The following is an 18272-nucleotide window of genomic DNA, read 5'->3' on the forward strand; positions in this document are numbered from 1 at the left end:
ATGGAGACACAAAAGTTTAGTTATGACAACAGTATTGTTCGGGCATTCCTTTACGCGACCATAGTTTTTGGGCTTATTGGGTTCTTGTTTGGGCTTACGGCAGCGTTAATGCTTTTCTACCCGGAACTTCCTGAATTTTTATTCGGAACAGATGATACTACGATTCAGAGTTTGAAGAGTGGTAACATCCAAGGCTTAATAAACACACATGGAGCATTTGGTTTTGGTAGAATCAGGATGTTGCACACCAACACCGTGATCTTTGCATTTGTATGTAATATCGTTTATACCGGTATTTATTACTCATTACAGAGATTATTAAAAACAAGAATGTACAGCGACACATTGTCATGGTTACATTTCTGGACTTGGCAATTTATGATTGTTGCTACGTTCGTTACTTTCTTTATGGGGATCAATACCTCTAAAGAGTACGCAGAACATGAATGGCCAATTGACATATTGATTGCATTCTCATGGATCATTTTCGGAGCAAATATGTTTTTAACAATTGCAAAGAGAAGAGTAAGACACCTTTATGTAGCCATCTGGTTCTATATCGGTACTTGGATCGCAGTGGCAATGCTTCACATTTTTAACAACTTAGAAGTTCCATTATCTTTCACAGGTTGGAAATCTTATTCAGCATATGCTGGGGTAAAAGATGCTATCGTACAATGGTGGTATGGTCACAATGCAGTAGCATTCGTATTGACAACTCCGGTTTTAGGTTTGATGTACTACTTCTTACCAAAAGCTGCTGACAGACCGGTTTTCTCATACAAACTGTCTATTATTCACTTCTGGTCATTAATTTTCGTATATATCTGGGCTGGTCCTCACCACCTTCAGTATACAGCACTTCCGGCTTGGGCTCAGGCAGTGGGAACAGGTTTCTCAATCATGCTTATTGCCCCATCTTGGGGAGGAATGCTGAACGGGCTTCTTACATTAAGAGGAGCTTGGGATAAGGTAAGAGAAAATCCTATCTTGAAGTTCTTCGTAGTTGCAGTTACTTGTTATGGTATGGCAACGTTTGAAGGACCGCTTTTAGCAACAAAAAACATCAACAAAATTGGTCACTTTACGGACTGGGTTATTGGTCACGTACACTTAGGAGCTCTTGGATGGAATGGTTTCATGGCATTCGGGGTTATCTATTATTTAGTACCAATTTTATGGAGAACAAAATTATACTCAGTAAAATTAGCTAACTGGCATTTCTGGTTGGGCACATTAGGAATCATTTTCTATGCTGTACCAATGTATATCTCAGGATTTACTCAAGGGTTAATGTGGAAACAATTTAATCCGGACGGAACTTTGATGTATAAAAACTGGCTGGATACCGTAACTGCGATCATCCCTTACTTCAAAATGAGATTCGTAGGAGGATTATTCTATATCTCCGGAGCAATTTTAATGATCGTTAACGTTGTAGCTACTGTAAGAAAAGGATCATTCCAAAAAGAAGTTCCTGCAGAAGCACCTGCTTTGGCAAACATCGGAAAAAACAGAAAAGAAGGAGAAGGTACTCACCTTTGGTTAGAAAGAACTCCTGTATTATTAGGAATCTTATCTTTCTTAACAATATCTATCGGTAGTTCTGTGGAAATCATCCCTACATTATCTCTTAAGAAAAGTGTACCAACGATTTCAGCAGTAAAACCTTATTCACCACTTGAATTGGAAGGTAGAGATCTCTATATCCGTGAAGGATGTAATGCTTGTCACTCTCAGATGGTAAGACCATTCAGAGATGAGATCACAAGATTCAACGGTAAAAACGGACAGTATTCAAAAGCTGGAGAGTTCGTATATGACAGACCATTCTTATGGGGATCAAAAAGAACAGGACCAGATTTACATAGAGAAGGAGGTAAAAACCCAAGTTCTTGGCACTACAAACACATGTATAACCCAAGATCTACATCTGCAGGTTCTATCATGCCTCGTTACCCATGGTTAATTGCCACAAACCTAGACAGATCTAAAATGGTTGATAAAATGCTACTAATGAAAAATACTTTCGATGTACCATATACAAAACCTCAGATAGATTCTGCTAATGCATGGGCAGATAACCAGGCTTCGAAAATTGTAAAAGATATCTTCTCTGAAGCAGCCGATTTAAAAGACGCATATGCTAAGAGACCTAAAGGAGAATTAGAGAAAAAAGAGATTGTAGCTCTTATCTCTTACCTGCAAAGATTAGGAACAGATATCAAAACAACGGAAATAAAAACAGCAAGTAATAACTAAACATTAAAAGCTTCAAAAATGATTCCTCAGAACTTTAAAGATATATTATCCAATACCGAAAATGCAGGCTTGTATCAAACATTGGCGCTGATATTCTTTATGATGTTCTTCGTAGCCTTAATCATATACGTTTTTAGCAGACCTAAAAAATATTATAAGGAAGAAGAAGAAGCACCACTGGGGGATGATGAAGACGATTTTAATTTAAAAAATTAAACTATTTATTATGAAACAAAGGACACCGGTTGTTGTAAACATTTTAATAATAATTGGACTTCTAATAGTTTTTTATTATTTGTTTGTACAGAGCTACGCGTTTTTAGCTTCACCATATTTTTGGGGTACAGTGGTAATAGGTGCTATTTTAGCTTATATCCATAACTCTATTGGAGATTTAATTGAAAATAATAAATTCAAGAAATTATCTGCAGAAGAAAAAGCAGCATATTTAGCAGAAAAGAAAGTTCCTTTCTTAAAGAGAATGTATGAAAGTGCATTCAAGAAACAATCTGCTACAGAAGAAAAAGATATCCTTATTGACCATGGTTTCGACGGGATCATGGAGTTGGATAACCAATTACCAAAATGGTGGGTAGGTTTATTCTATTTTGGGACTGCTTTTTGTATTGTATATATTGCAGCTTACTCTTTCACTGATTTTGCTCACCCAATAAGTGAATATGAAAAAGAATATAAAGAGCAGATCGCAAGTATCGCTGAATACGAGAAAAGTCAGCCTCCTGTAACTATTGAAACAGCAAAATATTCTGCTGATAATATTGCAGACGGTAAAGAACTTTTCAAAACCAACTGTGCATCATGTCACAAGGAAGATGGTAGTGGTGGTATCGGTCCAAACTTGACGGATAACTACTGGATCAACCAGCCAGAGAAAACTTTATTTAAAAACGTTTTCCATATGGACTGGAATGGTTCTCCTACTAACCCTGCGATGAGAGCATTCGGTAAAAACGGTGAAGTTTCCGGAGCCGAGATTGAGAAGATTGCAGCCTATGTATATCACATCAATCAAGAGCAACCGCCAGTGACACCAGCTCAGGGTGGAGCTGCTCCTCAGGGAACAGAAGCTCATTGGGAAAAAGAATAATTAAAATTAAATTTTAAAACATATGAAAAAACATAATTTGTTATTAGATTAAAAAATAGTAACGAATTATGTTTTTCTTTTTTTAAACACATTACAAAATGTCAGAAATAGAAGAAACAGAAGTACGCGGCGGACAGGGACAGGTTCTGGACCCTGAGACTTACAGAGATTCTATAGGGACAATGGAGCGATCCGGAAAAAGAAAATGGGTCTTTCCGAGAAAGCCTAAAGGTAAATTTACCAACTATAGAGATATTGTAAGCTATACCCTATTGGTTATTTATTTTGCAGTGCCATTCATTAAGATCAATGGCAACCCCTTCTTTTTATTCAACGTTATTGATAGAGAGTTTTTTATCATCGGACAGCCTTTCTATCCACAAGACTTTTTCATTCTTACTTTAGGTGCCATCGCATCTTTAATATTTATCATCATTTTTACGATTGCGTTCGGAAGAATTTTCTGCGGGTGGATTTGCCCTCAGACAATTTTTATGGAATCGATTTTCCGTAAAATTGAATATCTGATTGAAGGCGACAGAAACAGGCAAATGAAGCTCGACAGACAAGAGTGGAACAGCGAAAAGATCTGGAAAAGAAGTTTAAAATGGACGGTTTACATGATTATTTCATTGATCATCACTCACTTTATGCTGATGTATATTGTTGGATATCAGGAAATATTTAAAATTATTTCAGAAGGGCCGTTTGCACATCCTACCAATTTCATTGTAATGGTTCTGTTTACCGCAGCATTTTACTTTGTATTTGCATGGTTCAGAGAGCAGGTTTGTACGCTGGTTTGTCCATACGGAAGATTGCAGGGAGTTTTAATTGATAAAGATACGATCAACGTTTTCTACGATTTTAACCGTGGAGAGAACAGATCAAAATGGAGAAAAGGTGAAGACAGAAAAGCTGCAGGAAAAGGAGATTGTATCGACTGTCATCAATGTGTAGTAGTTTGTCCTACAGGAATCGACATCAGAGACGGACAACAATTGGAATGTATCAACTGTACCGCTTGTATAGATGCCTGTGATGAAGTAATGGATAAAGTCGGTCTTCCAAAAGGATTGATCAGATACGCTTCTGAAAACGAAATTGAGCAAGGAACAGAATTTAAATTTACGGGAAGAATGAAAGGCTTTGCGGTCGTTCTCGCTTTATTGGTTGGTTTCTTAGGGTTTTTACTTTACAACCGTGGAGAGATGGAAGCCAAGTTCATCAAGCCTGCAGGCAGCACATTCTTCGTAAGAGACGGAAAAATTACCAATACCTACAATTATACTTTCTTAAACAAGACAAACGACAAGAAAATTGTAACGATAAAAGTAATCGAACCAAAACATGGCGAAATCATCTACAGTGCATCAAGCAAAATTACTGTAGACCGAGATAAAATGTCGAAAGGAACGATCAATATCAGCTTCCCGGAAAATGACATGAAACTTTCAAAACAAAACATCACGATCGGAGTGTATGATATGAAAGGAAAACTGATCGATTCTTATAAAACCTATTTTGAAGGACCATTTAAATTACAATTTTAATTTTTAACAATGAAATTACCCCGATTTGGAAACATAAACCCCAAATGGCGTATGATTTCAGATGACCTTTAAAAAATAATAAATTTACATAATGAAAAACTTTAGTTGGGGACACGGTGTTGTAATTGCATTATTTGCATTCATAGTTTTTATTTTATCGATGTTGTTTCTTTTCCCGAACGGGCAGAAAAACTCTGAAATGGTAACCGATAATTATTATGAAGAAGAATTAAAATACCAAGATGTAATTGATGCTAAGAAAAAAGCTGACGATTTACAGGAAAAACCTACATATAAACAAGATACAAACGGAATTAAAATAGTTTTCCCAAAAGATTATGATAATTCTAATACTACGGTAAAATTTGTTTTAAACAGAACCGATGACCAGAATTTAGATATTAAAAAATCTGAACAATTGGATGCAAATCAATCTATTCTAATTCCGGGAAAAGTATTGAAATCTGGAAATTATACGTTGAGATTGATGTGGACGAAAGACAAAACAGACTACAGAATGGATTATGATGTGATATGGAAATAGCACTTATTTTATCGGCTGTCGGCTTGGGCTTCGCTTCCGGATTTCACTGTATCGGAATGTGCGGACCTATTGCCTTATCGATGGGATTGACAAAAAAACAGGCTACCAATTATTATCTTCAAAATCTAACGTACCAATTCGGAAGAATTTCCACCTATGCGCTTCTAGGAGCCGTTTTAGGAATTATTGGACAAGGTTTTGAGATGGCCGGTTTTCAGAAATATTTAACAATAGCTGTCGGAATTTTATTGATTATAATGGCTGTTTTTTCTTTTGGCGGAAAAGATTTTGCTTCAAAAATTCCTTTCTTTTCTAAATTTTTATTTAAAGTTAAATCGAATTTAGGAAGGCTACTTCAAAAAGCAGATTACCGTTCAAGATTTACAACAGGTATTCTTAATGGATTTTTACCTTGCGGGATGGTTTACATGGCGTTAACGGCAAGTCTGGCAAGCGGAGGAATATGGCAGGGAGCCACATACATGGCTTTATTTGGACTAGGAACACTTCCATTCATGTTTACGGTAGTTCTTGTCGGAAACCTGATGAATCAGGCTTTTAGAGTGAAAGTTTTAAAAGTAATTCCTGTAGTGATGATCGTTTTAGGAGGATTATTTATCGTAAGAGGTCTGGAACTCGGAATTCCTTACATTTCTCCAAGAGCCGAAGCAATGACTATTTCTAAAGATAATCAGGGCGATTGCCATTTGCCTGGAGACCACAGCACTCACAAGCACAGCACTGTCAATTGTCATTAACCATAATTAAAACCATGAAAAAAACTCTACTTTTACTTTTGATCAGCCTTTTTGTGCTGCAATCCTGCGTAATTAATTCTGAAATCGTTTATCATAAAGATGCGGCATCAACGATGCTGACTGATATTGATATGAAGGAATTCATCAAAGAAATGAAGGCAATGACTCCCGATTCTTTACAAAACAAAAAAGAGTTTGGAGATATGGATAAACTTCCTACAACATGGACCAGTATTTATGAATTGGAAAAAAAGGAAGGAAAAACTACAAAAGATCCCGATTCCTTAAGAATCATGAAGAAAATTTTCATGAAATCTGCTAAGGAAAATAATGAGCCTGTAGGCTTTTCTTTAAAATTAGATCATTTCACTCAAACTGATTATAAAGCTTTAAATAATTTCACAAAACAGGAAACTCTTCCTTTAGAGCAAAACATTTATAATCTTTGGGACGGTAAAACATTAACAATTGATACAAATAATTTTAATCTAAAAAGTCTTAAGGAAGCATTATCAAAACAATCTCCAGACGGGCAATCTGAAGCCGGAGACGACGGAAAAACAGAAGGAATGATGATGATGTTTTTCAAAAAAATTGAAACTACATTAAAATTTGAAGGTAAAATAAAATCTATCACCGGACAACACGACTGGCTGAAACAAGTTGATGACCATTCTGTAAAAATAGAATATGACCTCAAAAAGATGTTTGATAAAGATGCAAAACTCCAAAATGCAGACAAAAAAATAATCATCGTCACCGAATAAAACAAAACCACCGAAAATTTCGGTGGCTTTTATTCAATTATGCCTTTAATAAAGTAAAATAAAGAATGCTTCTGTCCTATTTACCTTTAAAAGTTTATTTTTCTAATAATTTACGTAAAAAAAGAATTTCACCTTTAAGATCTTCTATGCTTTTATCTTTTTCTTCTAACCTTTTTTCGTACTGTTCTTTTAGTTCCTCTGAAAAAGTTTTGTTTATAATAGCTGCATTTTCTCCCTTATCATTATGCTGATTAAAGATAATACCTTTTTCAGCAAGCTATGCTAAAAAATAGTTTCTATTTTGGCTAAAAATTCTAATTGAGGAATGCTTTTATCACTTTCCCAATTAGAAATTGTTTTTTGTGTCGTATTTAATAAGACTGCCAATTCATCTTGACTCATCTTCTTGCCTTCTCTTGCTTTTCTAAGCTTTGTACCTATTAACATATTGTAAATATAAAATAAATTTAGAAATTTTATTCTGAAATTTAGAAAAATATGTTATAAAATTATCCGTTGCCTTTTTCTACATTAGTCACATCAAAATGAATAAATAAAACAAAACAGTTCATTCAATTTATCTTTATATCAATAGTTAACATAATAAAATTTTTCTCATACATTAGAATAATAATTATATATTTGATTTATTAATATAAAGACAATTTGAATAAATCTATTTAAAAGCAATATCCGAGAGGCTTAAAGAGTAGGAAAAACAAAAAATATTTATTATGAAAAATTCTCAAAAAAAAGACGAATTAATGATCAAGTTCCAATCTTCAAAAATTGAAAGAGTAAAACTTGATAAAATTAGTGGTGGTCAAAGACAAGTAGTTTTAGCAACTACTGCTACTGATGTTCAGACTGGTGTAACGTCCGGTGGCAATCATGATAACACAAATACTCCTGCTGATTAATATTTAAATGCCTAATTGAAATCATTCAATTAGCAACAGTTGTATTTAAAAATCAAAAAAGAAGGATAATTTTTTATCCTTCTTTTAGTTTTAAGAAATGTATCTATATCGTTTATTTTACAATGAGATTCCTATAATACTAACTATATAAAAAATGAATATAAAGCTAAATCATATAGCATTAATTCTTTGTCTTTGTTTCTTCGGATGTAAAAAAACAGAAAATTATTCCGAAGTCAGAAAAACATTAGAAAAGGTCTTGGTAGAAGATCAAATGTATAGAAACCCTGTCTTCAATAGTGAAAAACAAACTCCAATTGATAGAAAGAACATGCAAATTGTGACCAAAATAATTGATAGTTTAGGTTGGTTGGGAGAAGATAAAATAGGAAAAGACGCAAACCTTGCTTTTTTTGCGGTAATACAGCATGCCCCAGAACTATCAACAATGGAAAAATACTTAGCAGTAATGAAAGATGCTGTTAAAAAAGGAAATGCCGAAAAAAGTAGATTGGCTTACTTAATAGATAGAGTTGAAATATTAAATAATAGAAACCAAATTTACGGAACACAATACTCAATAAGAGAAAACGGTGAGATTTATATTGGAAATCTTATCGATTCATCAAATGTTGATTCAAGAAGAAAATCTATGAATTTAGAGCCTATTAAAGACTACTTAAAAGGATTAGACTCTTTAGATTACGTAAATGATAGAAAAAAAAATAGATAATGATAGTTATTTATACTGAAGATAATGATATCACGACCAACCTAGTAATGGATTGGCTTTCCGTCTTATATGGAGGAGAAATAAAAAGAATAGACACTGATTATTTCAAGAAGCCAAAACAGGAAGATTTTTTTCTTGACATTAGCAAAAGTATCAACGTAAAATCAATATGGTATAGAAGACCAAACAGAAGAGCAATCCCTATAAGAACAATACAAGCAAGTTTATTTTCAGAAAAAATTGATAATCAAGATTTACTATCAAGATTAATGAACTCAGCTAATAAAGAAGTTGATAACATTAATTTATATGATTTAACTTCTAAATATGAATCAGAAAATATTTTGGGAAATGCTTTAAAATATGAGGTTAATAAGTTTGAAGTTTTAAGGATCGCAAATAGTGTTGGAATAGATATTCCAAAATCTATATTTACTAATAGCAAAGCTAGGCTAATTGATTTTTACAATGAATGTAGCGGAGACATAATTTCTAAATTACATGATATGTTGTTGTGTGACATAAAAGATATACATTCAACTTATGCAACATACACAGAGAAAATAGAACTAAGCTTTATTAATGATTTACCAGAACATTTTTTTATTGGGCACTTTCAGGAAAAATTAGAAAAAGTCTATGAAATAAGATCTTTTTATTTGGATGGTGAAATATTTTCAATGGCTATGTTTTCGCAAAAAAATGAAAGGACAAGCGTTGATTTTAGAAGATATGATAGAAACAGTATGAATAGACGTGTACCTTACAAACTACCTTCTGTTTTAGAAGACCGCATCCGTCTTTTAATGCAGAAATTAGATTTAAACTGCGGTTCTTTGGATATAGTAAAAACAAAAAATAATTATGTTTTTTTAGAAGTTAATCCTGTAGGACAGTTTGGTTTTGTTACAGGGGCTTGTAATTATAACCTGCATAAAAAAATTGCTGAATACTTAATAAAATAAATAATGAAAAAAAAAGAATTTGTTCCCCTTTTTACGAATGAAAGTTTTAAACTTCTACCTATTAATTATCATTTGATTAGTAAAGTTTATTATACTAAAGAAGAAGTAAAACGTTTCAATCTGCATTATTCGGCACATAGTAGCTTTCACCAAACCTCGATATATGATATTTTTCATAATCATAAGCCAATAACTAATATTTTATGAATAGCTTTTTTAATTTATATGCCAATTGTATTCCAGTTCAAGGAAATCAAGAAAGCATAATTGTAGATCTACAGAATAATGAATATATAAATATACCTAATCTATTTTTCGAAGTACTCAAAAAAAATCGCAATAAAACAGTCAACGAGACTAAGAAATTTTTCAATGATGATTTGAATAAGGGCATAGATCATTATTTTAAATATTTGAATAAAATCGATTATGGCTTTTTCCTTGATAATATTGAAAGCTTCCCAGATCTTGATTTGAATTGGTATTCACCATTAAGAGTAAATAATGCAATATTAGAAATAAATGAAAATTGTAATTATGATTTTAATTCTGCGATAAAAGAGTTAAGTTCTTTAGGGTGTTCAAGTTTACAGATAAGAATTAATAAATCGGGAGTTAATGGAATAATCCTTGAGATTCTTGAAGCTACACGAATGTCAAGAATTAGAAGTGTAGAAATCTTCCTGCCAGAGCATTTATTTGAAGATTCTTTTTCGAAATATTTAGATGACATAGAAAATAGAATTTTGACATTATTAATTCACAGCGTGAATGATGAAGAATTAAAAAAAGAAACATACAAAAATTCCAAATTATTTAAACAAAAACAGCTTGTTTTTACTTCCAAAAGTATAAATAGTTCTACAGCAGACGTCATAAAAAAAGAAAATTTCATAACGAATATGACTTTTTTTTCTGAAGCTCAAAAATTTAACGTTGGACTAAATAGAAAAGTATGTATTGATAATGAAGGTAATTTTAAAAACTTTTTAACACATAAAAGTACTCATGGTAATTTTAAAAATAAAAGTATTACAAAATTAATTGATGATCCTGATTTCACTAGAAAATGGTTTGTCAGTAATGACGATATAGAGATTTGTAAAGACTGCCAATTTCGTTATATCTGCATGGATAATTCTGAGCTTGAATTTAGTAATTCCTCTTGGAAGAAATTAAATCAATGCCCATTTGATCCATATACTAATGAATGGAAAATTGAATAAAATGTAAGTTCTACACAAAAATTAGCATAAACTCCAAAATGCAGACAAAAAAATAATCATCGTCACCGAATAAAACAAAACCACCGAAAATTTCGGTGGTTTTTTATTTTAGTTTAAACTCTCTTTTAAGCTTAATTAATTACATCAAATCTTGCATATTCAGCAACCTTTTTAGGAAGCTTAATACCTTCTTCAGTCTGATTATTCTCAAGCAAAGCAGCCATAATTCTTGGTAAAGCCATTGCAGAACCATTTAACGTGTGAACTAATTGAGATTTACCATCCGTTTTATAACGGCATTTCAAACGATTCGCCTGGAAAGTTTCAAAATTTGAAACTGAACTTACTTCCAACCACATTTCCTGAGCAGCACTCCAAACTTCAAAATCGTAAGTCATTGCAGAAGCAAAACCTGTATCTCCTCCACAAAGTCTCAACACTCTGTAAGGAAGTTCAAGATCTGTTAAAATCTCTTTGATATGTTCAACCATTTCTTCCAAAACAGCATAAGAATTTTCAGGCTTTTCAAGTCTTACAATTTCTACTTTTTCGAACTGGTGAAGACGGTTAAGACCCCTAACGTGAGCTCCATAACTTCCCGCTTCTCTTCTGTAACATTGAGAAAATGCTGTATTTTTAATCGGAAGATCTTTTTCCTCCAACAAAACGTCACGGTATAAATTCGTAACCGGAACTTCCGCTGTTGGAATTAAATATAAATCATCTGCCTGAATATAGTACATCTGCCCTTCTTTATCCGGCAACTGCCCTGTTCCGTATCCTGAAGCTTCATTCACAACGTGAGGCGGATTAACTTCCATATATCCTTTCTCAACATTTTTATCTAAGAAATATTGAACCAAAGCTCTCTGCAATCTTGCCCCTTTTCCTAAATAAACAGGAAAACCGGCACCGGCAATTTTTACACCCAATTCAAAATCGATCAAATTATATTTTTTAGCCAGTTCCCAATGAGGAATTGCTCCTTCACCAAGACCTTCAACATCATGAGACTGATAAATAATTTCGTTATCGTCTGCAGAAGCTCCGCTTTTTACCAATTCATTCGGAATGTTCGGAATCTGGTATAAAATATCTAATAAAGCTTTTTCTTTAACTTCTAACTGAGATTTCAATTCTGAGCTCGACTCTTTGTATTGTGCTGTTTTAGATTTTGCAGATTCTGCTTCTTCTTTTTTACCTTCTTTCATCAACAATCCAATCTCTTTGGAGATCTTGTTGATTTCTGAAAGTTGAGAATCTAATTCAAATTGGATTTTTTTTCTTTCGTCGTCAGTAGCAATAGCGTCATCTACCAACTCAAGATTTTTGAATTGTCTTTTTTTCAGACCTTCTAAAACGCGTTCTTTATTGTCGCGCAAAAAATTGACTTGTAACATTGTATTTAGATGTTAGTTATTAGAATGTTAGACATAAATTATCTAACAGTTGTGCAAATTTAAAAATTATTTTATGATCGTAACTACATTTGGCCCGCCAGGTTGTTTTGTAAACCTTAAGGTATCATTATAATATACTTTGGATACTTCAAAAACTGTAGGAGTCCGGCGGTACTGAATCTCCAATTTTTCCTGAATCGTATCTATCGGTACATTATTTATCGCTTTTCTTAGCGAAACAGTAATAACCGAATGATAGGTTTTATTATTTGGATCCAAAGTGTCCAGTCCTATTCTTTTTGCTCCTGCAATATATTCAATATAAAAAAGAGAATCGGAAGTCACTTTTAGTGAACTGGTTACGGGCGCAATATTTGTATCTCCTAAATCATCATTTAACGAATATGTATAGAAAGTACTGTCTTTCTTTTTATGAAATAAGTCCCTCCCGGAGCTATTTTTCATGTAAATATTTAATATCTGATCTATTTTTTGAATATCATCTTCGTCACCTCCACAGCTTAGAAGTGCAAAAAATACGACCAATATTCCGAAAATAACATTTTTCATTCCAACAAAGATAACAAAGATTTATAATTAAGAAAGTTTCCGCAGGTATAATAAGAAAAATATCATGTAAGAAAATCCTGAAATAAGTAATGTACAAGTCATCGCAATTCCCATCCCAACAACTCCGTACGTCGGAATTAAAAGAGATGACATTCCGTATAAAATAAGAAGTGAAGCAATGCTGACCCACGTATTAATCTCAATTTTTCCTACCGCGGGCAATAGATTTCCGTAAAGGTTTCTGGTCAACATCCCAACATTAAAACCAACCAATAAAATCATTAATAAAGTCCCGTTTTCCACATACGTTTTCCCGAAAAAAAACTGCAGAATATATTCATCAAAAAAGAAAAAGAAAACAAATATTCCTGCACAGATCGGTAAAAATATTTTATGAAAATTAACAACATATGAGCTGAGGAATTTCTTATTCTTATAATTTTTTGAAAGTATCGGAAAATCACTCTGTAAAAAGCTTACCGCTAAAAATGTAATATTCGAGGGTATTAAAATCGCTACTCTGTAATTGGCAACGGCAGTTTCATTCATTAAAAAACCAAGCAGTAAAATGTCCAAAGAAAATAATGTCTCCGAAATAAGTGAGGTTGCAGCAGTAAATGCACCGTAACGCCACATTTCTTTATAATTTTCGGGGATAAATTTTCGGGATAAATAAATATCCTTTTTAAGCCAGAATAAAGCTAAATAAGGCGTAATCGCAATCGCAATAAGATATCCGTAGAATTTGAAAAAATAAGTACAGATAAATATTAAAACTAATCCGCCAATATTCACAACATTATTAATCCTTGCAAACGTTTGATTCTTTCCTGTAATCCGGTAAAAAGCCTGAATATGATTGACAAAATAATATCCTCCAAGTCTTATTGCACAAAAAATAAAAATGAGGAAAATATCTTCATATTTACTGAAATAAAATATTGAAGCTCCCAAAAACAGGATAATTAATATAATTTCAAATAAAATTCCTTTGAAAAAAAAATAAGATGATATTTTGAGTTTTTCATTTTCATCAGATGAAATAGAACCGAATCTCATTAAACTTTGTCCGCTTCCAAAACCTGTAAACGGCAAAAAAATCGTCAGAACCGAGAGAACAATGCTTAATACTCCGAATTCATTTTCAGGAAGTAATCTGATGATGAATAAAGAACCAATGAAACCGCAGATTTTGGCTATCAGGAAAGATAAGAAAACGTAATGCCCACTATTATTAAAAAAACTTCTTAAAAAATCTTTCAGACTTTTCACGACAGTTTGTTTTTAGCAATAACTTCATTATAAACTTCTGTAAATTGTCTCGCAATAGACTCTCTTGAATAGCTGTTTACAGAAAATTGTCTGATCTCAGATTCATTTTTAAAAGTATATTCCTGCTTGCAGATTCTTTCTAAAACGCTGTAAAGCTGATCTGTATTGTTTTTTTCAATTCCGATTCCTAAACCATCAATGATAAATTCGGCCGCACCGCCAACTTTTGTTGAGATCACAGGTTTTCCGCAAGCGTAAGACTCTAAAATTACACAGCCCTGAGTTTCATTTTCACTGAATAAGATGAAATAATCCGAGTTCTGCATTTTCCCTGCAACTTCGGCGTAACTAATTGCATCAAAAACTTTTATATAATTTTCTGCTTGTAAATCTTTAACCAAATTAATCAAAGATTCAGTATCACCGTCGCCCCCTATTTCTAAACTCACCTGAAATCCGTTTTGATGTAGCAAATGAACAGCATTAATGATATCTTTCGGTCTTTTACGGGGAATTAAGCTTGATACATGAAGAAATTTGACTTCAGGTTGTTCAGTTTTAGCCTTAATAGTAAAAAGCTCAGTATCAACAACATTTGAAATTACTTTCATTGGAGTTTCAATTCCTAATTGTTTTAAGCTGTCTTTTAAATTATAGCTTACCGGCAAAATATATCCCGCATTTTCAGCGATATACTTGGCAATTCTCTTAATATTATTGGAAGTTTTGGATAGATTTTGCTCCTGTAAAGCCGTCCAATGTTCTGTAATAACAAATGGAATTTTATACTTTTTCTTCAAATACACCGCAAACAGCATATTGTTATGAAGAACGCTGGCATGAACCAGATCAGGCTTCTGTATCTTTGCAAATCCCATTTTGTAGGCTTTCATTCGTCTGAAGAAATTCAGAGCCGGATTGTTGGAGTTTTTGTAATAAATAATCAATGTTCTGATTTCATTTATTATTTTATCATCCAAGATAAATTCCTCCTTTTGGTTAAAATCGCCGATTGTATGTAATATTTCCACATTATGTAACAATGCAGCCGCTTCTGCGTGTCGCTGCACAAAATTACCGTTAGTAGGTTCCAGTTTGTTCGGGAACCAAGAGGAAATAAAAAGTATTTTCAAAAGAGATTATTTTATAGAAGCAGCCCAACTTTTATCGATTGGTAGAAGAAAATGACCCAAGAAATCAAGATATGTGTTTTTTGAGAAATCAAAAACCTCAATATCTCTAGACAATTCTCCGTTTCTCAATTTTGTTTTAAAATCGACCAATTTTAAGGTTTTAATTTCTCCATTTTCTACAAAACTAGCTTTCATTCTGTCGAATAAACCTAATTGATACTCTTCATCGATCTCCCTCATGATCTTGCCCAGCGCATCGATACTACATCCGGAAGCCATTTCCTTCTCCTCGTCCACACAAACCACGATAAACTGATTTTTCTCGATCTTAAAAGATGATGAAAGCGGTTTTCCGTGTGCAGCCCAAGTTGCCAGAAAATCATACAATTTTTCAGTAACAGTCTTTGCTTCCTTGGTTGTGAAAGGTCTTGATGCCGGATATATAATGACTCTGTAGTCGTTAGCTTCTACGATACTTGATTCCTCAATCTTCATTTTAGATGATTTTTAAAGTATAAAATTACGATTTTTTCTTCAAATACTAAGAGTTGTGACTTATTACAATCTATCTGAATTATTGAATAAACTCAAAAACAGCGTTATAAGAATTCTCGTTTTGGCTGAGAACTTTTGTTTTGGTGTAGCCTTTTTCTGTGAGTAATTGTATTAATTCTTTTTCACTGCGGTTGGAGGCTTTGAGGGCAATATTGTTTATTTAAGTAAATAACCGCTACAATATTGAAGCGGTTATTTCTATGTGATAGCTCAAAGTCACAGACTTTGCGCAGCGGGGGTAGCCCTTTTCAGTAAGTAATTGTATTAATTCTTTTTCGCTGCGGTTTGAGCTTTTGAGGGCGATATTATTTATTTAAGTAAATAACCGCTACAATATTGAAGCGGTTATTTCTATGTAATAGCTCAAAGTCACAGACTTTGCGCAGCGGGGAAGTCAAGATGAGTTCATTATATAATTTCAATCTATAACAACATCTTTCCAATTTGTTTTACAGCTATCTTTCCATTTTTTAGGAAACCCTTCATCGTCTAATATACTTTTAGGTATTGAGACATATTTAAGTTTTTTTCTTTTACCATCTTTTCCTTTAACATAAAAAAAAGGAGAATTTTTTTCTTTTAAAATAATTTCACCCACATTTACGCTATCAACACTTTCGCCTAAAAAAATCAATGTGTCAGAATTATTATATCTTGATAATTTCACATGTGTTATAAGTCCTTCTCTAACAGCAACTTTCTTTTTTATTTTCCCTTCTAATGCAACCCTAATATCCGCAATAATAAACTTAAAACCATCATTTGGTGAATAAGTAGATATATAGAATACAAATGTTGCAGCTGCTAGAGCTAAAAATAAATATAATAAGTCTCTCTTTTTCATTTTAAAATAATTTTTTTAATAGTGTGTAATCAGACCAAAATATTTTCCCCCCTAGACTTGCTCCATGTCCAATACCATTAGATACTGTAACCCATGTAGTTTTACTTTTTTGATTAGGCCATAACTCTCCGTCGTTTGTTCTGTTTCCCCATGATTTTGAGTACCCCCAAACACCTACCCCAAAAGCATGTCCTGAAGATTTTCCAGCATACCCTAATGCATTAAAATTCTTTTTATCTGTATCCTCATATTTTGAATAAAACTTACTGATACCTATAGAACCTTCTAAACCTGTATTTCCTCCTTTGTACCCGTAGACATAACCACTTCCAGCATTTCCTCCTCCCATAAAGTAAACAAAAGCTAATCCTCCGTTCATTCCTCCTCCCATAGTTGCACTATAATCTAAGCTAAAACCAACTGCATGAGCTCCCATTTTTTCATAGGTACTCAAATTAATAGTCATAGGATTGCTTATTTCAGTATCTGTATCTAATGTTACATCTTTATATATTTTTTTTGATAATATCCGATACATAATATGTCCTTTTCTATTTCTAATGATAATATCTTCTTCTCCGTACATATCATCAGGTGAAATTATATATCTATAGCCAGCATCAATCATATTTGTTGAAGTTATCTTATTATCGAATAAGTTACTTTTATAAGATATCCCTCCAATAATCCCACCTAAGAAGTTAGACCCGTTAAATGCAGAGCTTAAACCTCCTGAAACAAGTCCCGGCAAGAAGCTTTTAATGGCTCCAGGATTACTGGCAATATTTCCTAACGCACCGGAAATAGCTGCTCCGCCTATTGCTCCACCTAATACTGCACTCCATGTTCTTTGCCAATCCCATTTTGCAGGATTCCATGAGCCATTTGCCTGCACACCATTTAAATACCCTCCTACTAAAGCCCCTACAGCCCACATCAAAAATTCACCATTAGGATCATTATACATCAACGGATTATTCAACACATACCCATATTTATTATAATTCTGGGTATTGGTGGGATCCTGTATGTTTTCATCTGCATTTAAGAACCTTCTTAACAGTGGATCGTACAATCTTCCGTTCATGTGGATGATGCCTACTTCTGCAAAATGCTCATGACTTGTGTAGCCCCTTTCTACTAATAACGAAGTGTTGTCAATTATATTTTTATCCGTAATAATCGCTCCGTTTCCAATTTGAAGATGAGTGAAATTACCCCATGCATCAAAATGTCTCTGCTCAAGCTTATTTCCTGCTTCGTCACTTATTGCCAGAATACTACCTATATAATCTTTATGTAAGAATTTATAAGAACCTGTAGATTCATCATAATTTTTAAGATAAATAATATGAACTTGCAACTATTTTTGAGACAAAATTTATATACTCTTTATGCTACATTTTTAGATTGATTAGACATTAAATTTTGATACTCTTTTATGGTTAAATTTCCTAAAGCCGAATGCCTTCTGTGAGTGTTGTAAAATGTTTCTATATATTCAAACACAGAGTTTTTAGCATGATCTCTAGTTTCATATTTATTTTGATAGACAAGTTCGGTTTTCAGAGTTTTGAAAAAGCTCTCAGCTACAGCATTGTCATAACAATTTCCTTTTCCGCTCATGCTTCGAGTAATGTTTTTTCCGACTATTGATGTAAA

At 33.1% G+C, this 18272-nt stretch carries 20 protein-coding genes; 11 read left to right on the forward strand and 9 right to left on the reverse strand.

Features of this window, described 5'->3' with window-relative positions; genetic code table 11:
- The 7 genes from ccoN to BT156_RS15275 all read left to right on the forward strand — a co-directional run bounded on the left by ccoN (position 1) and on the right by BT156_RS15275 (position 6992).
- Complete coding sequence (ccoN, locus tag BT156_RS15245; RefSeq protein WP_072411321.1) at positions 1–2262, forward strand: cytochrome-c oxidase, cbb3-type subunit I; 2262 nt, start codon at positions 1–3, stop codon at positions 2260–2262.
- 18 nt (positions 2263–2280) lie between these two features.
- Positions 2281–2478 (forward strand): cbb3-type cytochrome c oxidase subunit 3, encoded by a 198-nt coding sequence (locus tag BT156_RS15250; RefSeq protein WP_034740204.1) that lies wholly within the window; start codon positions 2281–2283, stop codon positions 2476–2478.
- 10 nt (positions 2479–2488) lie between these two features.
- On the forward strand, positions 2489–3370 hold the full coding sequence (locus BT156_RS15255; RefSeq protein WP_072411323.1) for a cbb3-type cytochrome c oxidase N-terminal domain-containing protein: 882 nt from the start codon (positions 2489–2491) through the stop codon (positions 3368–3370).
- A 98-nt stretch (positions 3371–3468) separates the two neighbouring features.
- A complete protein-coding gene (ccoG, locus tag BT156_RS15260; protein WP_072411325.1) occupies positions 3469–4923 on the forward strand; it encodes a cytochrome c oxidase accessory protein CcoG in 1455 nt (484 codons plus the stop codon).
- A gap of 91 nt (positions 4924–5014) precedes the next feature.
- Positions 5015–5467, forward strand: a complete 453-nt coding sequence (locus BT156_RS15265) for a FixH family protein (protein ID WP_072411327.1) — start codon at positions 5015–5017, stop codon at positions 5465–5467.
- Positions 5458–6225 (forward strand): sulfite exporter TauE/SafE family protein, encoded by a 768-nt coding sequence (locus tag BT156_RS15270; RefSeq protein WP_072411329.1) that lies wholly within the window; start codon positions 5458–5460, stop codon positions 6223–6225. The genes BT156_RS15265 and BT156_RS15270 overlap by 10 nt, the downstream gene beginning before the upstream one ends.
- 14 nt (positions 6226–6239) lie before the next feature.
- The gene (locus BT156_RS15275) at positions 6240–6992 is read left to right on the forward strand and encodes a hypothetical protein (RefSeq protein ID WP_072411331.1); all 753 of its coding nucleotides are present in this window, start codon (positions 6240–6242) and stop codon (positions 6990–6992) included.
- Between the two features lie 282 nt (positions 6993–7274).
- Here the strand turns inward: BT156_RS15275 and BT156_RS15280 are convergent, their stop codons facing one another.
- Positions 7275–7439, reverse strand: a complete 165-nt coding sequence (locus tag BT156_RS15280; protein WP_083582365.1) for a helix-turn-helix domain-containing protein — start codon at positions 7437–7439, stop codon at positions 7275–7277.
- Positions 7440–7756: 317 nt separating this feature from the next.
- Here BT156_RS15280 and BT156_RS22170 point away from each other — a divergent pair, with 317 nt between their 5' ends.
- The 4 genes from BT156_RS22170 to gwsS all read left to right on the forward strand — a co-directional run bounded on the left by BT156_RS22170 (position 7757) and on the right by gwsS (position 10836).
- On the forward strand, positions 7757–7912 hold the full coding sequence (locus BT156_RS22170) for a hypothetical protein (RefSeq protein WP_170857327.1): 156 nt from the start codon (positions 7757–7759) through the stop codon (positions 7910–7912).
- A gap of 154 nt (positions 7913–8066) precedes the next feature.
- A complete protein-coding gene (locus tag BT156_RS15290) occupies positions 8067–8645 on the forward strand; it encodes a DUF6624 domain-containing protein (RefSeq protein WP_072411335.1) in 579 nt (192 codons plus the stop codon).
- Positions 8645–9610, forward strand: coding sequence for a grasp-with-spasm system ATP-grasp peptide maturase (gwsG, locus tag BT156_RS15295; RefSeq protein ID WP_072411337.1), 966 nt, complete (start codon positions 8645–8647; stop codon positions 9608–9610). Before BT156_RS15290 ends, gwsG begins: the two co-directional genes overlap by 1 nt.
- Positions 9611–9813: 203 nt before the next feature.
- Entirely contained in the window at positions 9814–10836 is a 1023-nt protein-coding gene (gwsS, locus tag BT156_RS15305; RefSeq protein WP_072411340.1) for a grasp-with-spasm system SPASM domain peptide maturase, read from the forward strand.
- Positions 10837–10967: 131 nt separating this feature from the next.
- Here the strand turns inward: gwsS and serS are convergent, their stop codons facing one another.
- From serS to BT156_RS15345, 8 genes are all read right to left on the reverse strand, one after another.
- Positions 10968–12236 (reverse strand): serine--tRNA ligase, encoded by a 1269-nt coding sequence (serS, locus tag BT156_RS15310; protein ID WP_072411342.1) that lies wholly within the window; start codon positions 12234–12236, stop codon positions 10968–10970.
- 66 nt (positions 12237–12302) lie between these two features.
- The gene (locus tag BT156_RS15315) at positions 12303–12806 is read right to left on the reverse strand and encodes a hypothetical protein (RefSeq protein ID WP_072411344.1); all 504 of its coding nucleotides are present in this window, start codon (positions 12804–12806) and stop codon (positions 12303–12305) included.
- Between the two features lie 27 nt (positions 12807–12833).
- Entirely contained in the window at positions 12834–14078 is a 1245-nt protein-coding gene (locus BT156_RS15320; RefSeq protein WP_072411346.1) for an oligosaccharide flippase family protein, read from the reverse strand.
- Complete coding sequence (locus tag BT156_RS15325) at positions 14075–15211, reverse strand: glycosyltransferase (RefSeq protein ID WP_072411348.1); 1137 nt, start codon at positions 15209–15211, stop codon at positions 14075–14077. Before BT156_RS15325 ends, BT156_RS15320 begins: the two co-directional genes overlap by 4 nt.
- A 6-nt stretch (positions 15212–15217) precedes the next feature.
- Positions 15218–15706 (reverse strand): hypothetical protein, encoded by a 489-nt coding sequence (locus BT156_RS15330; RefSeq protein WP_072411350.1) that lies wholly within the window; start codon positions 15704–15706, stop codon positions 15218–15220.
- 478 nt (positions 15707–16184) lie between these two features.
- On the reverse strand, positions 16185–16610 hold the full coding sequence (locus BT156_RS15335) for a hypothetical protein (protein WP_072411352.1): 426 nt from the start codon (positions 16608–16610) through the stop codon (positions 16185–16187).
- A gap of 1 nt (position 16611) precedes the next feature.
- Positions 16612–17973 (reverse strand): RHS repeat domain-containing protein, encoded by a 1362-nt coding sequence (locus BT156_RS15340; RefSeq protein WP_072411354.1) that lies wholly within the window; start codon positions 17971–17973, stop codon positions 16612–16614.
- Between the two features lie 29 nt (positions 17974–18002).
- Positions 18003–18272 (reverse strand): integrase core domain-containing protein (locus BT156_RS15345; protein ID WP_228430152.1); only part of this gene is annotated, 270 nt, incomplete at its 5' end.

The sequence above is a fragment of the Chryseobacterium limigenitum genome, from assembly GCF_900114875.1.
GTDB lineage: Bacteria > Bacteroidota > Bacteroidia > Flavobacteriales > Weeksellaceae > Chryseobacterium > Chryseobacterium limigenitum.